The 23803-nt window shown below is 44.2% G+C and carries 20 protein-coding genes and 1 pseudogene; 3 read left to right on the top strand and 18 right to left on the bottom strand.

All coding sequences use genetic code 11. The features are described from left to right. Positions 1 to 14: 14 nt before the first annotated feature. A complete protein-coding gene (locus JX304_RS08405) occupies positions 15 to 491 on the bottom strand; it encodes a PTS system mannose/fructose/N-acetylgalactosamine-transporter subunit IIB (protein WP_205012062.1) in 477 nt (158 codons plus the stop codon). Continuing rightward, complete coding sequence (locus JX304_RS08410; protein WP_205012063.1) at positions 488 to 2275, bottom strand: glycoside hydrolase family 35 protein; 1788 nt, start codon at positions 2273 to 2275, stop codon at positions 488 to 490. Before JX304_RS08410 ends, JX304_RS08405 begins: the two co-directional genes overlap by 4 nt. Positions 2276 to 2407: 132 nt before the next feature. On the opposite strand from JX304_RS08410, the gene JX304_RS08415 reads away from it, so the two are divergent. Continuing rightward, positions 2408 to 3124, top strand: coding sequence for a GntR family transcriptional regulator (locus JX304_RS08415; protein WP_205012064.1), 717 nt, complete (start codon positions 2408 to 2410; stop codon positions 3122 to 3124). Between the two features lie 356 nt (positions 3125 to 3480). Here JX304_RS08415 and purB read toward each other — a convergent pair whose 3' ends face one another. The 6 genes and pseudogenes from purB to purD form a co-directional block, all read right to left on the bottom strand. Further along, entirely contained in the window at positions 3481 to 4779 is a 1299-nt protein-coding gene (purB, locus tag JX304_RS08420; protein WP_205012065.1) for an adenylosuccinate lyase, read from the bottom strand. A 53-nt stretch (positions 4780 to 4832) separates the two neighbouring features. Then, positions 4833 to 4901, bottom strand: a pseudogene (locus JX304_RS08425) (phosphoribosylaminoimidazole carboxylase); the annotation flags it as partial. Between the two features lie 26 nt (positions 4902 to 4927). Beyond that, positions 4928 to 5563 (bottom strand): YdcF family protein, encoded by a 636-nt coding sequence (locus JX304_RS08430; protein ID WP_205012066.1) that lies wholly within the window; start codon positions 5561 to 5563, stop codon positions 4928 to 4930. Positions 5564 to 5588: 25 nt separating this feature from the next. After that, positions 5589 to 6680, bottom strand: coding sequence for a 5-(carboxyamino)imidazole ribonucleotide synthase (purK, locus tag JX304_RS08435; RefSeq protein WP_205012067.1), 1092 nt, complete (start codon positions 6678 to 6680; stop codon positions 5589 to 5591). After that, the gene (gene purE, locus JX304_RS08440) at positions 6667 to 7155 is read right to left on the bottom strand and encodes a 5-(carboxyamino)imidazole ribonucleotide mutase (RefSeq protein WP_205012068.1); all 489 of its coding nucleotides are present in this window, start codon (positions 7153 to 7155) and stop codon (positions 6667 to 6669) included. Before purE ends, purK begins: the two co-directional genes overlap by 14 nt. A 220-nt stretch (positions 7156 to 7375) precedes the next feature. After that, positions 7376 to 8638: a phosphoribosylamine--glycine ligase gene (gene purD, locus JX304_RS08445; RefSeq protein ID WP_205012069.1), complete on the bottom strand. Its 1263-nt coding sequence runs from the start codon at positions 8636 to 8638 to the stop codon at positions 7376 to 7378. Between the two features lie 183 nt (positions 8639 to 8821). Here purD and JX304_RS10895 point away from each other — a divergent pair, with 183 nt between their 5' ends. Then, entirely contained in the window at positions 8822 to 9841 is a 1020-nt protein-coding gene (locus JX304_RS10895; protein WP_205012070.1) for a GBS Bsp-like repeat-containing protein, read from the top strand. 53 nt (positions 9842 to 9894) lie between these two features. Here the strand turns inward: JX304_RS10895 and purH are convergent, their stop codons facing one another. The 10 genes from purH to JX304_RS08500 all read right to left on the bottom strand — a co-directional run bounded on the left by purH (position 9895) and on the right by JX304_RS08500 (position 22590). Continuing rightward, the gene (purH, locus tag JX304_RS08455) at positions 9895 to 11442 is read right to left on the bottom strand and encodes a bifunctional phosphoribosylaminoimidazolecarboxamide formyltransferase/IMP cyclohydrolase (protein WP_205012071.1); all 1548 of its coding nucleotides are present in this window, start codon (positions 11440 to 11442) and stop codon (positions 9895 to 9897) included. A 76-nt stretch (positions 11443 to 11518) separates the two neighbouring features. Further along, positions 11519 to 12067: a phosphoribosylglycinamide formyltransferase gene (gene purN, locus JX304_RS08460; protein ID WP_205012081.1), complete on the bottom strand. Its 549-nt coding sequence runs from the start codon at positions 12065 to 12067 to the stop codon at positions 11519 to 11521. Positions 12068 to 12250: 183 nt separating this feature from the next. Beyond that, positions 12251 to 13273 carry a phosphoribosylformylglycinamidine cyclo-ligase gene (gene purM / locus JX304_RS08465; RefSeq protein ID WP_205012072.1) on the bottom strand — a complete coding sequence of 341 codons (1023 nt, stop codon included), beginning with the start codon at positions 13271 to 13273 and terminating at the stop codon, positions 12251 to 12253. Positions 13274 to 13302: 29 nt separating this feature from the next. After that, on the bottom strand, positions 13303 to 14742 hold the full coding sequence (purF, locus tag JX304_RS08470; RefSeq protein WP_049515038.1) for an amidophosphoribosyltransferase: 1440 nt from the start codon (positions 14740 to 14742) through the stop codon (positions 13303 to 13305). A gap of 12 nt (positions 14743 to 14754) precedes the next feature. After that, positions 14755 to 18480, bottom strand: a complete 3726-nt coding sequence (locus JX304_RS08475; RefSeq protein ID WP_205012073.1) for a phosphoribosylformylglycinamidine synthase — start codon at positions 18478 to 18480, stop codon at positions 14755 to 14757. A 63-nt stretch (positions 18481 to 18543) separates the two neighbouring features. Next, positions 18544 to 19251, bottom strand: a complete 708-nt coding sequence (purC, locus tag JX304_RS08480) for a phosphoribosylaminoimidazolesuccinocarboxamide synthase (RefSeq protein WP_205012074.1) — start codon at positions 19249 to 19251, stop codon at positions 18544 to 18546. Between the two features lie 150 nt (positions 19252 to 19401). Next, positions 19402 to 19650 (bottom strand): phosphopantetheine-binding protein, encoded by a 249-nt coding sequence (locus tag JX304_RS08485; protein ID WP_205012075.1) that lies wholly within the window; start codon positions 19648 to 19650, stop codon positions 19402 to 19404. 3 nt (positions 19651 to 19653) lie between these two features. Continuing rightward, a complete protein-coding gene (plsX, locus tag JX304_RS08490) occupies positions 19654 to 20649 on the bottom strand; it encodes a phosphate acyltransferase PlsX (RefSeq protein WP_205012076.1) in 996 nt (331 codons plus the stop codon). Continuing rightward, a complete protein-coding gene (gene recO / locus JX304_RS08495) occupies positions 20646 to 21425 on the bottom strand; it encodes a DNA repair protein RecO (RefSeq protein ID WP_205012077.1) in 780 nt (259 codons plus the stop codon). Before recO ends, plsX begins: the two co-directional genes overlap by 4 nt. After that, positions 21409 to 22590 (bottom strand): pyridoxal phosphate-dependent aminotransferase, encoded by a 1182-nt coding sequence (locus JX304_RS08500; protein ID WP_205012078.1) that lies wholly within the window; start codon positions 22588 to 22590, stop codon positions 21409 to 21411. Before JX304_RS08500 ends, recO begins: the two co-directional genes overlap by 17 nt. A 154-nt stretch (positions 22591 to 22744) precedes the next feature. Here JX304_RS08500 and JX304_RS08505 point away from each other — a divergent pair, with 154 nt between their 5' ends. Continuing rightward, a complete protein-coding gene (locus JX304_RS08505; RefSeq protein WP_205012079.1) occupies positions 22745 to 23656 on the top strand; it encodes an Rpn family recombination-promoting nuclease/putative transposase in 912 nt (303 codons plus the stop codon). Positions 23657 to 23803 lie beyond the last annotated feature (147 nt).

Consider the following 23803-nt stretch of genomic DNA (forward strand, 5'->3'; position numbering starts at 1 on the left):
TTTTTATTTATAAACTATTTGAGCAACTTCAAGAAGTCTTCAACTGAATCATTTGGAACCATTTGAGCAGTTAGCTTAACTCCTTTTTCAGCTAGCTTGTGGAAAGCTTCCACATCAGCATCCACAACATTGATCGAACGGGTAATCGCACGCGTCTCATCGGATTGAGACATGTTGCCGACATTCAGCGTTTCGAGCTGAACTCCTGCTTCGATCAAACGAAGGAAACGATCTGGTTTGCGAGCTACGATAAAGAGTCGTTGGCTATCATATTTTCCAGCCAGGATATTTTCCGCAGCCTTTGCGACTGGCAAGATACTGAGTTTAACACCAGGTGGTGTCGCTAGTTTCAAGCCACTTTTTTCGATATCATTTTGAGCGACTTCATCATCGATCACCATGATACGCGAAACATTTAGTTTGGTAGTCCAAAGATTGGCCACCTGCCCATGGATCAAACGTCCATCGATACGGCATCCTACAATAGTCATAAGTTTTCCCCCTTTATTGTCAAAAATGTAGGTTGTTGAACAAGTTCAAGTGTCTCTTGGTAACGCCCTTCTGTTTCAAAGACGATAATGGTATTGGCGCCTTCTTTGAGAAAACCATGAGGCACATAGAGCGAGGTGGTCGGTCCGACCTCCCAGAAGCGACCGAGATTGTGGCCATTGATAAAGACGACCCCTTTCCCAAATCCTGACATATCCAGATAGGTGTCAAGGGTGTAGTCTAGCTGAAAATCATACCGGTAAAAGGCGGGAGCACCTGCCTGCCATTCCTTTGAAAAATCGAGCCGACTGATATCTTGTAAATCCAGAGGGTAGTGCTTCCAATGGAGGTGAAAATGCAAATCTACACAAACACCTGTGCGAATGCCCTTGTGCTGGCTATCAGCTAAGAGCTTGTGCCCATAGTTGACACGACCCATATTTTCAATCAAGATCTTTAAGTTCGTAACCGCTTTCTTTTTTCCTTTGATAAAAAGATCCTCACCGATCTCTGTCTGGTATTGCGTTGCCAGATGATGATCATTCACGTACACCTGCGCCCGGTCTCGACCATCGATGATCCGGAGTCTCTCCTCCGGCGCATCCATTTCAACATCTGTCTCATACAAGAGATAGCCAGTATGTTGGCCCAGCTCTTCCATCCGTTTTGGATAGAGACTGGTTTCGACCTGAGCCAAATTGTCCAGATTCTCAAAAAGACTGGTTTTGGCTGACAGTTGCAAGCTTTGTTCCGGCAAACATTCTTTGATGAGCGGTTCTTGCTGTGGGTATTCCGGATAATAGGTCGCCATCATTTTTTGAATAGCATAATATTTCTCTGTAGGATTCCCCTGCTCATTAAGCAAAGCTCCATAGTCATAGGAAGTTACCTGTGGCAAATCGAGCGTTCCCCGAGCTGAGCAACCATTCATGAAGCCGAAATTAGTTCCGCCATGAAACATATAGAGATTGATGGAACCAAGCTCCAAGACCTCATGTACAGCTTCTGCCAATTCCTCTGGGTCCCTTCGAATCACGGGTTCCTTCCAGCGGGTAAACCAGCCTTCCCAGAATTCCATACACATCAAGGGCCATTTCTTGCCATATTCGTCAAAGAATTCCTGCATTTGGCCAAAGTTATAGGCCGCTTTGGACCCGAAGTTTCCCGTCACGAAGAGATCTTCTTCGATCAAGGTTCCTGCTCTTAGCGTTGCTCGCCATGGACCATCTGATGTAAAGAGGGGACAGGTCACACCTTTTTTCTTCATCAAATCCCGAATGGCACGAAGATAATCCTTGTCCTCTCCATAAGAGCCGTATTCATTTTCCACCTGCATCATAAGGATTGGACCACCCTGATCCACTTGGTAGGGTGTCAACACCCCAAGCAAGCGATCGTAATAGCGATCCACTGCTTCGATAAAGGCTGGATCTGATGATCGGATGCGCAGGTCTTCTTCTAAGAGCCAGGCTGGCAATCCACCAAATTCCCACTCTGCACAAATAAAGGGTGACGGCCTTACGATCATGTAAAGTCCCAGGGACTGGGCTGTTTGGATGAAACGCTCTAGATCCAATCGACCACTAAAGTCGAACTCCCCCTTTTGGGGTTCATGCGCGTTCCACGGGACATAAGTCTCAACCGTGTTAAAGCCTAAGGCCTTTAGATTATACAAGGAATGATACCAGTCTGCTGGATCAATTCGGAAATAATGAATCGCTCCAGATAAAATCTTAAAGGGTTGACCGTTTAAATAGAAAGTATCTCGAATCTCAAAAACTCCCATAAGCTCCCCTCTTTCTTATATGTAACCATTTTCACTTATTAATATAATAAATAATTTTAAAAATGTCAACACTTTTATAAAAAATATGTTAAAATAGGGTTAAATAAGAGAAATCTAAAGAGAGGTAGCACTATGGCTATTCCAAAGTACCAATATATCAAAGATGAATTGAAGCAGCAAATTATCTCAGGAAAATTTGAAAATGGAGATAAATTTTATACTGAGGCTGAACTCATTAAAATTTACGATGTTAGCTCTATCACCGTTGTCCGTGCTTTGAACGACCTCGCTGCTGATGGCTACATTGTCCGCCAGCAAGGAAAAGGAACCTTTGTTTCGCGCGCTCGAAAACACAAACTAGTTGAGTTCTCAGACGTTGAAACCTTCCCTATCCAAAAAGCAAAAGTCAAAGTTCTCTCTATTAAACGTGGAAATACCTTGAGCATCCTAGATAAACTAGGCCTTAATCCTACGCAATTTTACTATAAGATCGAACGGATTCGCCAGACAGGGGATGATACCTATATCTTCCACCAAACCTATGTTCCTGAACAATACATCAATCCAAACTATCCAAATTTGGAATATTATAACTCTATCTATGATCGCTTCAAAGAAGACTACCACATTCATATGAATGATGAGCACTTCGAAGAAATCAACGAAATCGTCTTTCCTACACCTAGCAAGGTCGCTAAAGTATTGAGAATCGACGAAAATTTCCCAACAGTCAAACAAGTGAAGACGACCAAGTTAGAAGCTACTGGCCAAATTCTGGAATACACGGAAACCTACAAACGCGGTGACTACTACAAGATTAAATTCATCTCCTGTGACCGCGATCACTAAGAACCAAAAAGACTGAGAGATCTCGGTCTTTTTTATAGGTCCAGTATAGCATGTAAAAAACAATTTCCAAAGACCTCTTTAAAAATATATATAATTAGTGATAGTTTGGCTATAAAAAGTTTAAAAAGGGAGTGGGAAAGAACTCTGTAAATTAAAAAAAGTTGAAAAGGTTCCCCAAACCTTTTCAATCTTTCCACCCCCGCACAGTTGATTAGGTCATCTTTGGAGCTTAAAATGCGAAAAAAGATACCAATCAACCACTGCGTATTGCAGCTATTCCTATCAAACATCAAAGGCTGGACAGTTTTTGTCCAGCCTATTTCGTCTATTTTTCAAATTCCCGTTTTTCGTTGTGATTAGTCACCCAAACCGATGCGTTCAAAGATTTCATCCACACGTTTAGTGTAGTAAGCTGGGTTGAAGATTTCGTCGATTTCTTCTTGAGTGAGGCGTGAAGTCACTTCTGGATCGGCTTCAAGAAGTGGTTTGAAGTCTACTTGGTTATCCCATGATTGAGCTGTCTTCGGCTGAACAAGGTCGTAAGCTTGCTCACGCGTCATGCCTTTTTCAATCAAAGTCAACATGGCACGTTGGCTGAAGATGAGACCAAATGTAGAGTTCATGTTGCGTTTCATGTTTTCTGGGAAAACTGTCAAGTTCTTAACGATATTTCCAAAACGGTTGAGCATGTAGTCAATCAAGATGGTTGTATCTGGTGTGATGATCCGCTCAGCTGATGAGTGAGAGATATCCCGTTCATGCCAGAGTGAGACATTTTCATACGCTGTTACCATGTGACCACGGATAACACGCGCAAGACCTGTCATGTTTTCAGAACCGATAGGGTTGCGTTTGTGAGGCATTGCTGAAGAACCTTTTTGTCCTTTGGCAAAGAACTCTTCCACTTCACGTTGTTCAGATTTTTGAAGACCACGGATCTCCGTTGCCATCCGCTCGATAGAAGTTGCAATGCTAGCAAGAACTGCAAAATACTCAGCGTGAAGGTCACGAGGAAGGACCTGTGTAGAGATTTCTTGAGCACGGATACCAAGCTTATCGCAGACGTATTTTTCAACGAATGGTGGGATGTTGGCAAAGTTCCCAACCGCACCAGAAATCTTACCAGCTTCCACACCAGCAGCCGCATGCTCGAAACGCTCGATGTTGCGCTTCATTTCGCTGTACCAAGTCGCCAATTTAAGACCAAAAGTTGTCGGCTCAGCGTGCACACCGTGGGTACGACCCATCATGATCGTAAACTTGTGTTCTTTCGCCTTGTCTGCCACGATTTTAGTGAAGTTTGCAAGGTCCTTGCGGATAATTTCATTGGCTTGCTTGTAGAGGTAACCATAGGCAGTATCGACCACGTCAGTAGAGGTCAAGCCATAATGGACCCACTTACGCTCTTCACCAAGCGTCTCAGAAACCGCACGCGTGAAAGCAACCACATCGTGACGAGTTTGCTGCTCGATTTCAAGAATACGGTCGATGTCAAAGTCCGCTTTTTCACGAATCAAAGCCACATCTTCCTTAGGGATTTCTCCCAACTCAGCCCATGCCTCGTCAGCCAAGATTTCCACCTCAAGCCAAGCACGGTATTTATTTTCTTCACTCCAAATGTTCGCCATCTCAGGGCGGCTATATCTATCAATCATGATTTCTTTTCCTTTCTTTCGATGTTTCACATCAGCTAGCAACTGACTGTCGCTTACTCAAATTCTTCTTTCCCAATCCACACAGATGGGTAGTGATCTAGTGTATTCAAATGCGTTGACAATGAGTTGAATCATAAAACCTCCCAAATCACAATTCAACATCCAACTTTAAAATATCCCCCTTCTCTCCATAATGGAGAAGCCGCAAATATTCTCCCCAAACTCTGGACTTACCAATGTCTGTATTCATCCAGCTATCCCGACCAATCTCAACATCCTTGTAAAAGGCATTGAAGGTATATGGGATGTAGCGAAGATGCTTTGGCAAGTGCTGAGCCAAGGTTCGCCATTGCCGACCAGTCGCGTGACTTTTGCAAATGAACATAACGGTATCAACAGTATTAAAATCAAAAATTTCTTTGGCAAAAAGTACGTTTTCTAAAGTATTGCTAGAGGAGTTTTCAGATTTAATTGCTTCTTCAGGAATGCCCGCAGCCAGCAGATGCTGGATAATAACCTCTGCCTCTGTATGTCCATTCCAATCTGGATGAGGCGTTCCTGTCAAACTTCGGCCACCGGTCACAATAATTCGTCTTACATAACCTTTTTGATATGCCTCAATAGCTTTCTCCCAGTGACCCGGGTGAGTTCCACTGAAAACAAATAAAACATCACACGGCTGAGGTTCGATTATTTTCCCAAAAACACTCTTAGTCAAAAAGGAGATTTCTTTATTAGAGAACTCTTTCGGAACTTCTGGACTTTTCGGAATAATCGGTTTCATCTATAACATTTCCTCCACAGATTTTTTAAAAATCAATCCCTTTCCCAAATTCCTCAACCTCGTCTGGCACATCACTAAACAACGTCACATGCCCCATCTTGCGGTTGTGCTTTGCTTCTAGTTTACCATATAAGTGGAGGTGAGCGCTTGGATTTTCTGTCACAAATTTTTCAGCAGCGTTGACGTGTTGGCCGAGAACATTGAGCATGACAGCAGGTGCATGTAAGTGGATTGCTGGAAGTGGTGCTCCGAGAACTCCCAAGATATGCGTGTCAAATTGTGAGAAGTCACAGGCTTCGATTGAATAGTGCCCTGAGTTATGCGGGCGTGGCGCAATTTCGTTGACAATAATATCATCAGACGTTGCAAACATTTCCACGCAAAGGGTACCAGAGAGGTTCAGTTGTTCAGCGATTCGCACTGCCATGGTTTTGGCTTTTTCAGCTAGACTCGCTGAAATACGTGCTGGCACAATGGTCTTAGAGAGGATATTGTTACGGTGGATATTTTCCTGAACAGGGAAGACTGTCACGTCCTTACCATTCCCAGACACGATGACAGAAATCTCCAAGTCGAAATTGACAAATTCTTCCAAAACACACTCGGCTGAATCGGCTAGAGCATAAGCTTCTTCCAAGTCTGCTTCTGAACGAATAACCTTTTGACCATGGCCATCGTAACCACCGGTCGCAGTCTTGAGGACATAGTTTTTCGACAGGTCGATGTCCGCCAAATCTTGGCTTGAAGTTACAACCTTATAAGGTGCAACGGTGACTTGAGCCTTATTTGAGAGAAAGTCCTTTTCAAAAATCCGATTTTGAGAGATGCGAAGCAGATCAGTCCCTTGTGGAAGCTGTCCTTCTTTGATAACAGCATCCAAACCGTCAGCATCCACATTTTCAAATTCATAAGTGAGAACATCACAGCGGTCCGCCAATTGACGAAGAGCCTCTACATCGTCGTAAGGGGCTGCGATAATTTCCGCCACACGGGAGGCTGGGCAATCAGCTGCTGGGTCCAAAGCGATAACCTTGTGTCCCATGTAGATAGCTGAGATCGCCATCATCTGACCCAGCTGACCGCCACCGATAATTCCGATTGTTTTAGTTGAGCTCATTCGTCGACTCCTCTGCGATTTTTCCTTGTTCTTCTGCGAAATCCGCTAACGCTGTCGCAATAGCCTGGTCCTCTACTGAAAGAAGGCGGAGGGCAAAGAGGGCTGCGTTGGTCGCACCAGCTTCACCGATCGCCATGGTTGCGACTGGCACCCCACCTGGCATCTGAACGATAGAATAGAGTGAATCCACACCGCTAAGAGCACGTGATTTGACGGGCACACCGATGACTGGAAGGGTTGTTTTAGCAGCAACCATCCCTGGCAAGTGAGCAGCCCCACCTGCACCAGCGATGATGACCTTGATACCACGACTACGTGCTTCTTCCGCATGTTTGAACATAAGATCCGGCGTCCGGTGTGCGGAAACAACTTTCTTTTCGTAAACGACGCCGAAGTTGTCGAGAACTTCAGCGGCTTTTTGCATGGTTGCCCAGTCGGATTTTGAGCCCATGATAATGGAAATTACTGGTTTCATTTATTCTCCTTTTTTAATAATCGTCTATTGTAGTGCGGACGTAAGCGACCGCCTTTGGCGTTCCATTACTAAAACTGGAGCCTAGGTCTCCAGTTTTCCGCTCCTAGTAGCTTTGCTACTAGGAGTTCCACTACTGCGACGATTATCTTATACTAGCTCGCTAACGCTCGCAAATCAAACGACCATTATCGGGTTTAGCGACTTCGTCGCTTTTGAAATTTTATTTGTTCGCCTTGCTACCGATATCGGTTCGGTAAAACAGGCCTTTTGTGTTTTGCTTGTCGAGTTCGTTGTAGATGATGTTTTGGCCGTCTTTGACGGTGTCTGCTGTGGTGACCAGCATGTAAACACGTCCTCCGTTTGAAAGAAGGTCTTCCTCATTTTCAGCGAACTTAGCACCTGCATAGTAAGTGATGATATCACCCTCTGTCTTGGCTGGAAGCTTGACACCCTTCTCATAAGCCAGTGGATAGCCGTTTGAGGCTACAACCACACCCAGTGTCACACCCTTGTCCGTCCAAGTGATAGCTGGCTCTTTACCATCCAAAATATCAGTGATATTTTGCGCAAAGTCAGATGTCAAACGAGGCAAGATGATTTGCGTCTCAGGATCGCCGAAGCGAGAGTTGAACTCGATGACTTTCGGTCCATCAGCTGTCAAGATAAGACCAGCGTAAAGGACACCAGTATAAGGACGACCTTCTTTAATCATACCTTCAAGGACTGGCTTGACAATCGTGTCAACCGCTGTGTCAACCACGCTCTGTGGCAAGTGAGGAACTGGCGCATAGGCACCCATCCCACCAGTGTTGGGACCCTTGTCACCATCATAGGCACGTTTGTGGTCCTGTGCCGTTGGCATGATGTAGAACTTGTCCCCATTGACAAAGGCAAAGAGAGAGAACTCTTCCCCATCAAGGAATTCCTCGATGACCACACGCGCACCTGAGTCACCGAATTTATTGTCCAGAAGCATCTCGTGAGCCGCTTCGACGGCTTGCTCGACTGTCTCCGCAACGACAACACCTTTTCCAAGAGCTAGTCCATCTGCCTTGACGACGATCGGAGCGCCTTTTTCCTCAATGTAGGCCTTGGCTTTCTCGAAATCTGAAAAAGTCCCATAGGCTGCTGTTGGAACATCATATTTGACCATGATTTCCTTGGCAAAATCCTTAGACCACTCCAGCTCAGCCGCAGCCTTGGTCGGACCAAATGCTTTGAGTCCTGCCACATTGAAATCATCCACGATTCCAGCTGCGAGGGCATCATCTGGGCCAATAAAGGTCCAAGCAATATCATTGACTTTTGCGAAATCAATCAGCTTAGAATGTTCGGAAATTCCGATATTGATCAAATCCAGACCATCTAATCGCATCCCGTCATTACCAGGAGCCACGAAAACTTGCTCAACGTCCTTAGACTCCAATAATTTCTTGGCAATCGCATGTTCACGACCGCCAGATCCAACAACCAAAAGTTTCATTTCGAACCTCTTTTGCGAATTATTTTATTAAATTATATCATAATCGTTCGCTTTATTCTATTAATTTCAGTGAATCTCCTTGAAATGCAGTAGAATCCAAACTTTTTTCCTTTTCAAAACCATTTCTGCATTCTTTTCCGAATAGTATAAGTGAGACCTACTAAATTAACGAAAAGGAGTATTATGCAAACCATTAAAAAATTCGTATTACTGACTTGCGCCACCTGGGGGATGCAAGGCGCCTTGGCTCATGCCGATCAAGCAACCAATGCGATCTATGCAGAAAAAGGGAAACTCATGATCCATCTTGGAAATGTTCCAGCGAAATACCAAAAGATTCAAGTCCCCATCTGGTCTGATCAAAATGGCCAAGATGACCTGATTTGGTATCCTGTGGAACGAAGTGACACCGGATTCAATCTAGAAGTACCTTTAATCAACCATTCTGATCAAGCTGGGCTTTACCATGTCCATGTCTATGGCGTCGAGGGCAATGGACAAGTAGCTGGCCTTTACCCTCTCACGACCAACGTCCAAGAAAAAGACCTAGCTTCTTCTCAACCCAAAATTACGATCAAACCTGTCTCCTCACAAGAATTCGAGGTAGATCTGAAGTTATTCGAGGATGTGGAGGAGATTGTCTTTCCCATATGGTCAGAAGAGAACGGGCAGGACGATCTGGTCTGGTACCCTGCAAAGAAGATCGCACCTGGACATTTCCAACTGCGCTTTCAGGCCCAAAAACACAAAGGGAGTGGGTTATTCCACCTCCACGTCTACCAGAAAAAGAAGGGACAACTACAAGGCATGTTCCCAACTACCTTTCAAGTGGAAAAGGCAAAGCCAAAGCTCACGCCACTCGCGACGCATCCAGGAAACACCTACCCCATCGGTGAATGTACCTGGGGTGCTAAAGAATTAGCCCCTTGGGCCCACAACTGGTGGGGAAACGGTGGCATGTGGGCAGCTAGTGCACGCGCCGCGGGATTCCGTACAGGAGATAGCCCAGAGGTCGGCGCCATCGCCTGTTGGGACAATGGAGGATATGGCCACGTCGCTCTTGTAACAGACGTCGAACACGATCAAAAAATTCAGATCCAAGAGGCCAATTACAACGGCCATCGCTTTATCGACAACTTTCGTGGTTGGTTCGACCCGACCAATCCCGTCTGGGGAACCGTCACCTATATCTATCCCGATTAAGGTCTTTATAACCACCAAAACGGCACCCATCCATTGATGCGTGCCGTTTTTGATTAATGACGGAAGTGACGAACTCCTGTAAAGATCATGGTTAAACCATGTTTATCAGCCGCTTCGATAGACTCTTGGTCACGTACTGAGCCACCTGGCTGGATGATCGCCTTGATACCTGCTTTAGCGATTTCTTCCACGTTATCTGCAAATGGGAAGAAGGCATCTGAAGCAAGAACAGCGCCGTCAAGACGGTCTTTAGCCTGGTCAATAGCGATACGGACGGAAGCCACACGGTTAGTTTGACCAGGGCCAACACCAAGTGTCATGTGATCATTGGTCACGATGATACCGTTTGATTTGACATACTTGATGGCTTTCCAAGCAAACTCAAGAGCTGTTGCTTCTGTCTCAGTTGGTTGGCGTTTGGTCACCACTTGCCAGTCAGCTGGACTTTCTTTCACCACATCTTGGTTTTGAACGAGAAGTCCACCAACAACACCAGTGTATTCCGCTTCTACTTCGCTAGCATCTTGAGCATCGAATGGCAAGACAAGTATGCGCAAGTTTTTCTTCTTGGTTGTCAAGATTTCAAGTGCTTCGTCTGTATAGCTTGGTGCAATGATGATTTCAAGGAAAACACCATGCATTTTTTGAGCTGTCGCAGCGTCTACCTCACGGTTGAGAACGACGATACCACCGAAAATTGATACTGGATCAGACTCATAAGCGTAGTCCCAAGCAGTTTCGATATCGTCAGCTTGACCAATCCCACATGGGTTCATGTGTTTAAGAGCCACAACGGTTGGACGGTCTTTGAAGTCACGGATGATCCGAATGGCCGCATCCGCGTCACGAATATTGTTGAAGGATAATTCTTTCCCGTTCAGCTGTTTAGCGGATGCAATGGAGTAATCCGTTGGCAATGCCTTTTGGTAGAAGTCTGCGTCTTGTTGAGGATTTTCACCGTAACGCATGGCTTGTTTGAGATCATAAGTTAGAGTGAGTTTTTCAGGTTTGCTTTCACCCACTTGAGCTGTGAAGTATGCCGCAATCAAGGCATCATAAGCTGCTGTGTGGCGGAAAACCTTAGCTGCCAAGCGTTGGCGAGTTTCGTAACTTGTTTCGCCATTGGCTGCCAATTCTTCCAAAACTACAGCATAGTCAGCAGGGTCTACAACAACTGTTACGCTAGCGTGGTTTTTTGCTGCTGAACGAAGCATAGATGGCCCACCGATATCGATGTTTTCCACTGCGTCAGCGTAAGTCACGTCTGGTTTGAGGATGGTTTCCTTGAATGGGTATAGATTGACCACAACAAGGTCGATCAGTTCGATCTGATTATCCTTAGCCGCTTGAAGGTGGCTATCGAGGTCACGACGAGCGAGAAGACCTCCGTGGATATTTGGGTGGAGAGTCTTCACACGACCATCCATCATTTCTGGAAAACCAGTCACATCGTCAATGGCAATGGTGTCTACCCCCGCATTGTCAAGGGCAACTTTGGTCCCACCTGTTGAGATGATGTCCCAACCAAGTTTTTTAAGTTCTTGGGCAAATTCAACAATGCCCGCTTTGTCTGAGACTGAAATAAGTGCTCGTTTTGTCATTTTCTTTCTTTTCCTTTTTTTAAAAAAGTTCTTTATCTGCCACAGTCGAAAATTATCTTTCAGCTCTAGCGCTTCCTTATTTTCGTGCAACGCCCAAACTCTCCAACACTTCTGGATAGAGTTTGTACTCTGTTTCGTGGATGCGAGTTTCGAAGGTATCAAGGGTATCCCCTTCAAGACGTGGCACACGAACTTGTTTGATAACCTTACCAGTGTCCACACCAGAATCCACCCAGTGAATGGTCACACCAGACTGGGCCACGCCAGCATTCCAAGCATCCTCAATGCCATGAGCCCCTGGAAATTCTGGAAGATAAGCCGGGTGAATATTGATGATACGGCCTTCATAAGCTGCAAGCAAGGTTGGGCCAACGATTTTCATATAGCCCGCCAGACAAACCAGGTCAATCTGGTGTTTATCCAAGAGTTTGACGATAGCTTCTTCATAAGCTGCTTTATTATCAAATTCCTTGAGTTCAAAAGTATGGCTAGCCACACCAAGGTTTTTGGCACGTTCTAAGACATAGGCATCACGGTGATCTGAAAAGACAAATTCTACCGGAAATTGTTCTGCAATCACCTGAAAGTTTGAGCCGTTGCCAGAGGCAAAAACAGCAATTTTCATATTCGATACAAAGGGACGTTTCGGATAACCGAACAGTTTCGTAGAAAAATAGGAAATCATTGCTGGGTGCTTGCACACAAAATGATTTCTCTTTTTCCTAGAAAATGAGTCCCGTGTTCAGTTAGGCTTGCTAACTAAACACTCCTTTCTACAATTTCTCCGTACAAAATGGTGATAGCACCATTATTTAATCACCACACTTGCGCCATCTTTCTTCACAATACGACCAATTTCATAGACTGGTTCGTCGAGAAGTTCTTTGACACGTTCAACATTCTCTGGTTTCACCGCAAGCATGAGACCAATCCCCATGTTGAAGATTTCAAACATTTCTTCATGTTTGATTTGGCCGTATTTTTCAAGAGCTTTGAAAATTGGAAGAACCGGCACTTTGCTTTCATCAATTTCAGCAGCCAAATCACCAGCGAACATCCGTGGTACATTTTCGATGAAACCACCACCTGTGATGTGGGCAATCCCGTTAACCAATTCTTCTTTGATGAGTGGCAATGCTGCTTTGACGTAGATACGAGTTGGTTCCAAAAGAACGTCTTTCAGTTTTTTGCCTTCCAATTCTGGCAAGACTTCTTCACCTGTGTAGTCCGCAAAAACACGACGCACAAGTGAGTAACCATTTGAGTGGATACCGCTTGAAGCAAGCCCCAGAATCACATCACCTGCTGCCACTTTTGAACCGTCGATGATTTGAGATTTTTCTGCAACACCAACAGCAAACCCAGCCAAGTCATAGTCGTCTTCACCATACATACCAGGCATTTCAGCCGTTTCACCACCAATGAGGGCTGCACCAGCTTGCACACATCCTTCAGCCACACCAGCAACGACCTGTTCTAGTTTAGCTGGTTCATTTTTACCAGTTGCGATATAGTCGAGAAAGTAAAGGGGTTCAGCACCTGCAGCAATGATATCATTAACACACATGGCCACACAGTCTTGTCCAATGGTATCATGCTTGTCGTACTTGATAGCAAGCATGAGTTTCGTTCCGACACCGTCCGTCCCTGAGATCAAAACAGGCTCTTTGACACCTGTTTTTGAAAGGTCAAACATGCCACCGAAGCCACCAAGAGCTCCCATGACACCCGCACGTTCCGTACGAGCCACGTGTTTTTTAATCCGTTCAACAACTTCATAACCCGCTTCAACGTCCACACCCGATTGGGCATACGCATTTTTATTTGTCATTTGTTTATTCCTTTTCTTTTACACTGCTCTTAATAGAAAGAAGTATGTTCTTTCAAACTTTCCACATAGCGTTCTTCGTAGTCATACAAAGGCGTTGGATATTTTCCATCAAAGTAAGCCACACAAAGACCGCCATTGGGAGCATCTGTATCAATTCCAATAGAATCAATCAAGCCATCGATTGACAAATACGTCAAGCTATCTGCACCAATGATATCGCGTGTTTCCTCAACTGTATGATTGGCTGCAATCAATTCCTTACGTGTTTGAATATCGATCCCGTAGAAACATGGATAGGCAAGGGCTGGACTACCGATTGCTACGTGAACCTCTGTTGCTCCTGCTTCTTTTAGCAAATTAACGATCCGACGTGAGGTTGTCCCACGTACGATAGAATCATCGATCATGACAACCCGTTTGCCTTTCACGACACCGGATACGGCAGAAAGCTTCATCCGAACACCTTGCTCCCGTAGTTCTTGTGTTGGCTGAATAAAGGTCCGTTGGGTGTATTGGTTTTTAATCAAGCCCATTTCATTTGGTAGGCCAGATTCTTCCGCAAATCCCATGGCTGCACTAAGTGACGAGTTAGGTACACCGACCACAATATCTGCTTCATGTTTGAATTCACGTGCCAATTGAGCCCCCATACGTTTACGAGCGGTATGGACATTGACTCCTTGAATATTGGAGTCCGGACGGGCAAAGTAGATATACTCCATCGAACAAACAGCCAATTGGGTGTCCGTTGTATAGTTATCGTAAGTGATGCCGTTATCATCGATGATCACGACTTCACCCGGATTTACATCCCGAATCCACTCTGCTCCAACCACTTCAAAAGCACAGGTTTCAGAGGAAACTACAATGGCCCCATTAGCCATTTTCCCAATCGAAAGAGGACGGAAACCATTTGGATCCAAGGCCGCAATCAGCTTATCTTCCAGCATGAGAAGGTAAGCAAATCCACCTTTCACCGTATTCAAGGCTTCTTTCACCTTACCCATGAAGGATGGGTTGTGGCTCCGACGAATCAAGTGCGCCAAGATTTCTGAATCAGAAGTTGAGCTAAAGATCGCCCCGTTATTTTCTAACTCCCGTTTGAGGGACTTGGCATTGGTCAAATTCCCGTTGTGGGCAAGTCCAAACTGCGTATCATGAAAGCGAAAGAGAAAGGGCTGGATGTTATCCACTGAAGCTTCCCCAGCTGTCGCATAGCGAACATGTCCAATCGCTCCCGTCCCTGTTAACTTATCCAAGTTAGCAGGATTCCGAAACACTTCTGAGAGAAGACCCGTATCACGATACCGTTTTAGTTGACCCGCATCATTCGAAAGGATCCCTGCCCCTTCTTGACCACGGTGTTGAAGACTGTGTAATCCGAAATAAGTCAGTTTTGCAGCATCTGGGTGTCCCCAGATCCCAAAAATACCACATTCTTCATTAAGAGATTTAACTTCGTATGTCATTTTGTATACCTTTTATTTTCCAGTAAAGTATTTAACCGCTGATGCAAAGAGATGTTGATCTTTATTGCCTGGAATATTTTGGAAGAGACCGTCTTCGAAACGTTCTGAGTGACCCATCTTCCCAATAATTTGGCCGTTCTTACCAGTGATCCCTTCGATTGCATTGACAGAACCATTTGGATTGTATTTTGAATCCATGCTTGGTTTACCTTCGAAGTCAACATATTGGGTAAAGATTTGACCATTGTCACGAAGCTCTGCAAATTCCTCAGCTGTCACGACAAACTTCCCTTCACCATGTGATACTGGGATGGCATGGATGTCACCAACTTCTACTCCGGCAAGCCATGGTGAATTCGTGTTGGCAATCCGTGTTTCCACCATCTTCGCCACGTGTTGGTTGGCATCATTGTAGAAGAGGGTTGGACTCGTACTGCTTGCATCTTCAAAGTTACCGTATGGAAGAAGACCTGATTTGACAAGGGCTTGGAATCCGTTACAGATACCAATAATCAAACCACCGCCTTCGATGAAGTGATCAATGGCTGCACGCACTTTTTCATTGAGCAAGATATTCACGATGAATTTAGCTGATCCATCTGGTTCATCCGCTGCTGAGAAGCCACCTGCAAAGAAAATAATATTAGCTTTTTCAATGTTGTCAACCATGGTGTCAACAGACTTGACAATTGCTTCTTCGTTAAGTGTGACAAATGGTACTAAGTTGACTTTGGCACCTTCTTTTTCAAAGGCCTTTGCTGAATCGTACTCAGAGTTAGTCCCTGGGAATACGGGGATGTAAACCACTGGTGTTTTAACTGTTTCTTTAGCTTTGATAACAGCATCCGATGCTACAGCAGGCACTTCTTCCAGTTCAGTTGCTTGTGCAAATTCAGTTGGATAAACCTCTTCCAATTTACCTTGGAAGGCACTGTCAAGTTTGTGTCCATCCAGCGTTACACCGTTGACAAGCAGTGTAAAGTCAGCCACTGTTTGTCCAATCTTGGCAACACCTGCAATCTCTTCCGGAGACGTGAAGACGAATCCACCTAATTGGGCTGTCAAGCTAGTGTCAAGGTCAGCTAATTCGACGTTAGCACCGATATGGTTGCCAAAAGTTGCAAGTGCAAGAGATTCAAGGACACCACCATATTTAACAGCAGATGCTGCTGTGACTTTGTGGGTTGCTTGGATGGCTTCAAATTGAGCAAAGTTAGACTTGATCAGATCGAAGTCAATTTCTTGTGCCAAAGCTTGACCTGGGATGTAATAGATATTTTCACCAGCAGCTTTAAATTCTGGAGAAAGGACCTTATGGCTATCTGCAGTTGTGACACCAAAAGCAACCAAGGTTGGGGGTACTGTCAATTCTTCAAAGGTACCAGACATAGAGTCTTTCCCACCGATAGATGGCAACCCAAGTTGAATCTGAGCTTCAATGGATCCAAGAAGAGCAGCTACTGGTTGACCAAAACGCTCTGCTTGTTTATCCATACGCTCGAAGTATTCTTGGTAAGAGAAACGAGCCTTAGACCAGTTGGCACCAGCAGCAACCAAACGAGCTGTTGCTTCGATGACCGCATAGGCAGCACCATGATATGGAGACCATTCTGCTACATAAGGGTTGAATCCTTGCGCCATAACAGAGGCAGTTGTTGTCACGCCATGTTGAACTGGCAATTTCTGTACAGAAGCTTCCGTTGGTGTGATTTGGTAACGACCACCCAGTGGGTGATTGACTGTTGAACGGCCAACTGAGCTATCAAAGATGGTTTGCAACCCTTTTTGACTGGCATGGTTCAGGTCAGCCAAGACTGCAAGCGTATCTGCTTCAAGGGTTTCAGCAGAGGTTTGACGTTCTTCTGGAAGCTTGACATCCTTGTCAACTACCTTGGCATCTACAACGACACGTACACCATTTGTGTCAAGGAAACGACGTTCCAAATCAACGATTGTCTCACCATTCCAGTGCATGACAAGATTTGGTTTTTCCGTCACGGTTGCAACGACAACTGCATCAATATTTTCTTTGTTACATTCAGCAACGAAGGCATCTACATCTTCTGGACGAACCACCACGGCCATCCGTTCTTGAGATTCAGAGATGGCAATTTCTGTACCATTCAAACCTTGGTATTTCAATGGCACTTTGTCTAGGTCAATTTCAAGACCATCTGCCAATTCACCGATAGCCACACAGACACCACCAGCACCAAAGTCATTTGATTTCTTGATCAGACGGGTCACTTCCCCATTACGGAAAAGACGTTGAATCTTACGTTCTTCAATAGCATTCCCTTTTTGGACCTCAGCACCAGCTGTTTCAACAGATTCAACCGTTTGAACTTTAGAAGAACCTGTCGCACCACCGACACCGTCACGTCCAGTCTTACCACCAAGCAAGATAATCACGTCACCTGCTTCAGGTTTTTCACGGACAACATTTTCCTTAGGAGCCGCACCGACCACGGCACCTAGCTCCATACGCTTAGCAACGAAACCTGGGTGGAAGTATTCACGAACATAGGTGGTTGCCAAACCAATTTGATTACCGTATGAAGAATAGCCGTGAGCTGCTGTTTTAGAAATCACTTGTTGTGGCAATTTCCCAGCGCGAGTCGCTGAAATTGGAGCTGTAATATCACCAGAACCTGAGATACGCATGGCTTGGTAAACGTAGGAGCGCCCTGACAATGGGTCACGAATGGCACCACCGATACAAGTAGCCGCTCCACCAAATGGTTCGATTTCCGTTGGGTGGTTGTGAGTTTCGTTCTTGAACATGAGAAGCCATGGTTCTTTCACACCATTGACATCCACTTCAATTTCAACTGAGCAGGCATTGATTTCATCAGACACTTCCATGTCATCCAAACGACCATTGGCACGCTCATAACGACCAAAAATAGTCGCCATATCCATCAAAGTTTGAGGTTTTTCTGTACGTCCCAACTCATCACGCATGGCAATATACTTATCATAAGTTGCTTGCAATTGTTTTTGGAATTTAGAAGCTGAGAAGTCGATATTTTTCAACTCAGTCTCGAAAGTTGTATGACGGCAGTGGTCAGACCAGTAAGTATCCAAAACCTTCAACTCAGTCTCAGTTGGCACACGTCCAATAGACTTGAAGTAATCTTGAATGAAGAGAAGGTCATCCACTTCCATGGCCAATCCTTGCTCAGCTTTATACTGTGCAAAATCTTCTGCCCTATAAGTTTCAAAGAAATCCAAGTTTGGAATAGTCTTGTCAGACTCAGAGAAATCCTGTTTCGCAATGCCGACAGTGATGTCTTTGAAACGAGAATCCACTGGGTTCAAGAGGTAGTTTTTGACAGCTTCCAATTCATTAGTAGCAATATCCTTGTTAACCAAGTAAAGTTGCGCGGTATTAACCGTCACATTATTTGAGCTACCAAGTAACAGCAAAGCTTCTTGTGAAGAGGCCGCACGTTGGTCAAATTGACCAGGTAAGCTTTCGATAGCAAAGAAAGCAACCTTCTCAAGATCAGCCTGAACCGCAGCTTCATCCAAAACAGTATCGGTCACTTGCTCAGAGAAGATATGTTTTTCTGCACGCGCAAACAAATCCTCTGCCAAACCAAAAACATCGTAAACCTGAATAATCCGAAGATCCTTCAAGGTTTTCAACTGAAGATTATGCTGCAATTCTTTTACTAAAGAGTCCGATTTCACACGAAAATCAGCTTTTTTCTCAACGAAAATACGTTTATCCATTTTATTTCCTTTAATTCTATTCAAATAGGTTATTGAAGACGAAGGTTTTCCGTTTCAAACAATTTACTCCAAGCCCTGTAATTTTTCCAATACAACTTCATAAACATCTGTCAGACTTCCCAGATCCCTACGGAAAACATCCTTGTCCATATGGTGGCCTTCCGCATCCCAAAGTCGGCAATTATCTGGAGAGAATTCATCTGCCAAGATGATCTTACCATCCTTATCAAAACCAAATTCCAATTTGAAGTCAATCAAACGAAGACCGATTTGTGCAAACCAATCCTTCAACAACTCATTGATACGGCGTGTTTTTGCCTTGATATAAGCAATTTGTTCATCATTGGCAACACCCAAGAATTTCACGTGTTCGTCGTTGATAAACGGATCATCCAGTTCATCATTTTTATAGTAAAATTCAACGATTGGAGTTTCCAATTCCAACCCTTCTTCAACGCCAAAACGCTTTGAAAATGAACCCGCCGTCACGTTCCGAAGGACAACCTCCAAAGGGATAATTTTCACTTTTTTATTGAGTTGTTCAGTGTCAGAAATACGCTTGATAAAGTGTGTTGCCACACCTGCAGCATTCAATTTTTCAAAAATAAGAGACGAAATCTGATTATTCAGCACACCTTTCCCCTTAATGGTCTCCTTACGAGCCCCATTTAGCATGGTTGCTTGGTCCTTATAGACCGACTTAATCACATGTTCGTCTTCAGTAGTATAGATATCCTTAGCTTTTCCAGTATAAATTAGTTGATTGTTCATGATTTTGTTCGCCTTTCGTATTTTATCACCTACATTCTATCATACAAAAAGTGCATTTTCAATAAATTTCCGTACAATATAGGCAAAATCCGAATGAAAAGGACAGAAAAAAAGACCACCCAGAATAATCTCTGAACGATCCATTTTTCATTAGTGACCAGCAGTTCGTTTTTCAATATAATCTACAACATCCCCAACCGTGTTGAATTCATCAATCACCTTATCTGGGATTTCCAATTGGTATTCATCTTCCAACTCGATGATAAATTCCATCAATTCAACGGAGTCTGCCTGTAAATCCTTGCGCAAATCCAACTCCAAAGATACTTGGAAATCCGCCCCTTTGCGGTCTTTGAGATAAGATTCGATCGTAGCTAAAATGTCTTTTTTTGAACCCATATATTACTCCTCCTTTGATAATTCCTTCACTGATTTTCCAACAACATCCGTCTCTAACATGGTTCGAATCTGACGAATGGTGCTATAGACCGCTTTCGCATCACTTGAACCATGCGTTTTGACAACAGGTGCTTGAAGGCCAAACAAGACTGCTCCTCCAACATCTGAGAAATCCAAGGTTTGCTTCAATGATTTCAGCCGATCCTTGAGCAAGAAAGCTCCTAGTTTCGCCTTCCAGTTTCCAGTGGCGATCGCTTGCTTCAATTGCTTCAAGATGCCAAAAGCTGTCCCTTCCATGGTTTTCAAGACAGCGTTTCCCGTGAAACCATCCGCCACAACAACATCAGCAACGCCATCCATCAAGTCACGCGCTTCCACGTTTCCAATAAAATGAATGGACTCATCCTCAGACAGCAATTGATAGGTTTCCTTGCGCAAAGGATCTCCCTTGCTTGCTTCTGTCCCATTATTCAATAGACCCACGCGCGGTTTTTGAATTCCACGCACATTTTCCGCATAGTAAGATCCCATTACAGCATACTGATGCAAGTGCTCCGGTGTATTTTCCGCATTGGCACCTAAGTCCAGCATATCATAACCACGCCCATCAACTGTTGGAAGTGTCGACATCAAGCCAGGGCGTTCCACCCCTTTGATGCGGCCAACGATAAAGAAACCAGCCGCTAACAAGGCACCTGTATTTCCCGCAGATAGCATGGCATCCACAACCCCAGTCTTCACATCTTTAGCTGCCAAGACCATCGAAGCCTGCTTCTTCCGACGAATGGCACGCGTTGGCTCATCATCTGAATCGATTTTTTCTTCTGTGTGCACAATGGACACACGTTCCGTCGCTGTCAAATAGTTCTTAATTTTTGCTTCATCGCCATACAAGACAATTTCGATATCATTAAAATCACGAATGGCTTGATTCACGCCTTCTACTAAGGCTTGAGGTGCATTGTCGCCCCCCATTGCATCTACTGCAATTTTTTTCATGTTTCACCTCCAGATGAATCTTTCATAATCGCTCCCCAATCACTCAAGGAGTCGATAAACTTTTTAGCTTTTAAATGGATCCCTACATACTCCTCATACAACTGATCCATCGCCTGACGTAGAGCTACTTTCATATCTGTTTGTAGGGAAATCGTCTCTAACTCACTGAATCGTACCGCTTGAAATTGATCCAATAAATAGAGAACATTTGGATGCCAGTGGGCACGCCTCTCATCCTGATCATAATGGTCTGGGCAAAGCACTCCGCTATACCGGAAGGAATAATCAAAAGGAAGACCAACCCGATGGCAGAAACAACATTCATGCAGGTTCAAGACAACCCCAAACCGCGAAAGGATCTGAATCTCAAAAATATTGGTCAAAACCTCATAATCCAAGCCTTCTTCCATCAAAGACAAGGTCTTCTCCAAAAAAGCAAACAAGGCTGGATCTACCTGATTATCCTGAATACTGGCATCCGCAAGCGCCAAAACATAGGTCGCATAAGAAAGGGCAAAAAGATCTGCATTGATTTTCTTATAAACCTGCACATCTTGAACATCATCGATATAACTCAGCCCATCATCATTGATTTTCAGCAACATATCTGCCGTAACCAAGGGCTGCAACACAGGATTTAACCGCGATTTACCAGCATGTTTCACAAAAAACATCCGCTTACCCGATTTCTCCGTGAAGATCTTGACCAATTTATCATCCTCACGAAAATCCCGATTATACAGCACAATGCCCCGGGTCTCAATTGACTCCAGCATGTTCTTCCATGTACTCCTTCAAGCGTTTCATAGCTTCCTTGATCACTTCCATACTGGCCGCATACGACAAGCGCACATAGCCTTCGCCGTATTGACCAAAAGCAGCCCCCGGAATAAAGGCAACTGCTTTTTCACGCGCAAAATCTTGCAAGAAAGCAAAGGAATCCTGATTGTAACCAGCTGGGATTTTAGCAAAAATATAAAAGGCTCCATCTGGCTTAATCATCTCAAACCCAAGTGCGGACATCTTTTCAATAATATAATCCCGACGTTTCACATATTCCTTCTTCATCGGTTCCGCATCATCCCGACCAGCAGTCAAGGCCTCAATCGCAGCATACTGGTTCATGGTTCCAGCAGCAGTAACCAAATACTGATGGCTCTTGATCAATTGCGCTGTTAATACAGCAGGCGCAAAGATAAAGCCAAGCCGCCAACCCGTCATGGCATGAGATTTGGACAAGCCATTGATGACAATGGTCTGCTCAGGAATAAATTCTGCCATAGAAACATGCGCTTTTCCTGTATAAGTCAACTCGGAATAAACTTCATCACAGACAACAAAAACTTCATATTTTTTCAAGACCTCAGCCAATTCCGCCATCTGCTCCCGCGAATAGGTGACCCCTGTCGGATTGGCTGGATAATTGAGAACAACTGCCTTCAGCTTGTCTCCTTGCTCCACAATAGCTTTTTCCAACTTTTCAGGTGTCAAAATAAATTGATCCGCCGTCGTATCAATTTCAACAACATCCGCTCCAACTAGATTCACAATAGGCTCATAACCCGGATAAGCCGGTGCAGGAAGAAGCACCACATCCCCAGGTTCCAAGATTGCCGTTAAGGTTGCGGATAAAGCTTCTGTCGCCCCAATCGTGACCAAAATCTCATCTTCCGGACGATAGTGAAGACCATATTTATCAGCCACAAATTGACTCGCAGCCTCACGCAAAGCCAGTAAACCACTCATCCCAGTATAATGGCTAAAATTCGCATCAATCGCAGCTTTCCCCGCCTCTTTGACATGTTCTGGAGTCGTAAAATCCGGTTCCCCCAACGTCAAACGCAAGACCCCAGGAATCGAAGAAATCGATTGGTCAAACTGACGAATCAAAGAAACTTCAATCCGATTGAGATTTTTATTAAACCGTTTCGTTAAATCCATAATCCACCTCCAAAAACAATTATATTCATTATACTATAAATAGAACTCCATCGCAAAAGAACAGGTAAACAAAAAGGCCCCACTTAAGATTTTCCCATACAATAGGTCAAATTTTACGAATTATATAAGTGAGAACTACTAAAGGAGAACACTTATGCCCACTCAACTCAGACACCCAGATCTATCCCCAACCATGGACTTAATTGCCAAAAAGATCTTCCACAAACAACACCTAACAGCCGATTTCATCCGAAGCGTCCTTAATATTCCCGTTATTTCCGTTGAAATACTCGATGGCACCCAGATTCAATTAGCCGAATATGACCATCCAAATTTCTATACAGCCGTAGATGTTTGCGCTAAACTTGAAGACGGTACACAAGTGATTATTGAAGTTCAAGTTACTAAACAGCGCTCATTTTTCAATCGTATGCTTGCCTATTTAGCCAATCAAATTACTGATAACTTAAAACGTTTAAAAACCGATCAAAATAAGACCCACACCCTCTACTCCAGGATGGATCCTGTGTACTGTATCGCGATTCTTGAAAAAGAATACTTTGATGATGATCGAGCCTTTCATACCCTCTCTCTTTATGATGAGGAGACCCTAACTCCCGTCTATTCAGATTTTCACGGAAGTTCTCAACGACCACCAATGAAATTTGCATTCCTAGAGCTGAACAAGTATAATAAAGATAAGATTACAGAATACCACTTACAAAAATGGTTTGAATTTTTCTCAAACAAACCCTTTGATATCGAGATGGATCCCGTGATCAAAGAAGCAGAAGAATTACTAGACCAAACCCAATGGACAGAGGAGGAAAAAAGAATGTTTGATCAAGAACGCAGAAATCGTGACCTCTACGAAGGTGCCATCGCTCAAGCCACCTACGACGGACAACAATTGGGAATTAAAAAAGGGGTTAAACAGGGGATTGAACAGGGAATTCAAAAATCTAAAACGGAGATAGCAAAAGCCATGTTAAAAGATAAATTAGATATTTCCTTCATTGCCAAATACACTGGGTTAACGACAGATGAAGTCCTCGCGCTCCAATAAAGTTATCCAATCTAGGAGGAAAAAAGAATGTTTGATCAAGAACGCAGAAACCGTGACCTCTACGAAGGTGCCATCGCTCAAGCCACCTACGACGGACAACAATTGGGAATTAAAAAAGGGGTTAAACAGGGGATTGAACAGGGAATT

The sequence above is a fragment of the Streptococcus parasanguinis genome, assembly GCF_901875555.1.
Taxonomy (GTDB): Bacteria; Bacillota; Bacilli; order Lactobacillales; family Streptococcaceae; genus Streptococcus; species Streptococcus parasanguinis_H.

Coding starts and splice junctions, on each gene's coding strand:
- JX304_RS08405 (WP_205012062.1), bottom strand. CDS start 491: ATGACTATTGTAGGATGCCGTATCGATGGACGTTTGATCCATGGGCAG.
- JX304_RS08410 (WP_205012063.1), bottom strand. CDS start 2,275: ATGGGAGTTTTTGAGATTCGAGATACTTTCTATTTAAACGGTCAACCC.
- JX304_RS08415 (WP_205012064.1), top strand. CDS start 2,408: ATGGCTATTCCAAAGTACCAATATATCAAAGATGAATTGAAGCAGCAA.
- purB (WP_205012065.1), bottom strand. CDS start 4,779: ATGATTGATAGATATAGCCGCCCTGAGATGGCGAACATTTGGAGTGAA.
- JX304_RS08430 (WP_205012066.1), bottom strand. CDS start 5,563: ATGAAACCGATTATTCCGAAAAGTCCAGAAGTTCCGAAAGAGTTCTCT.
- purK (WP_205012067.1), bottom strand. CDS start 6,680: ATGAGCTCAACTAAAACAATCGGAATTATCGGTGGCGGTCAGCTGGGT.
- purE (WP_205012068.1), bottom strand. CDS start 7,155: ATGAAACCAGTAATTTCCATTATCATGGGCTCAAAATCCGACTGGGCA.
- purD (WP_205012069.1), bottom strand. CDS start 8,638: ATGAAACTTTTGGTTGTTGGATCTGGCGGTCGTGAACATGCGATTGCC.
- JX304_RS10895 (WP_205012070.1), top strand. CDS start 8,822: ATGCAAACCATTAAAAAATTCGTATTACTGACTTGCGCCACCTGGGGG.
- purH (WP_205012071.1), bottom strand. CDS start 11,442: ATGACAAAACGAGCACTTATTTCAGTCTCAGACAAAGCGGGCATTGTT.
- purN (WP_205012081.1), bottom strand. CDS start 12,067: ATGAAAATTGCTGTTTTTGCCTCTGGCAACGGCTCAAACTTTCAGGTG.
- purM (WP_205012072.1), bottom strand. CDS start 13,273: ATGACAAATAAAAATGCGTATGCCCAATCGGGTGTGGACGTTGAAGCG.
- purF (WP_049515038.1), bottom strand. CDS start 14,742: ATGACATACGAAGTTAAATCTCTTAATGAAGAATGTGGTATTTTTGGG.
- JX304_RS08475 (WP_205012073.1), bottom strand. CDS start 18,480: ATGGATAAACGTATTTTCGTTGAGAAAAAAGCTGATTTTCGTGTGAAA.
- purC (WP_205012074.1), bottom strand. CDS start 19,251: ATGAACAATCAACTAATTTATACTGGAAAAGCTAAGGATATCTATACT.
- JX304_RS08485 (WP_205012075.1), bottom strand. CDS start 19,650: ATGGGTTCAAAAAAAGACATTTTAGCTACGATCGAATCTTATCTCAAA.
- plsX (WP_205012076.1), bottom strand. CDS start 20,649: ATGAAAAAAATTGCAGTAGATGCAATGGGGGGCGACAATGCACCTCAA.
- recO (WP_205012077.1), bottom strand. CDS start 21,425: ATGCTGGAGTCAATTGAGACCCGGGGCATTGTGCTGTATAATCGGGAT.
- JX304_RS08500 (WP_205012078.1), bottom strand. CDS start 22,590: ATGGATTTAACGAAACGGTTTAATAAAAATCTCAATCGGATTGAAGTT.
- JX304_RS08505 (WP_205012079.1), top strand. CDS start 22,745: ATGCCCACTCAACTCAGACACCCAGATCTATCCCCAACCATGGACTTA.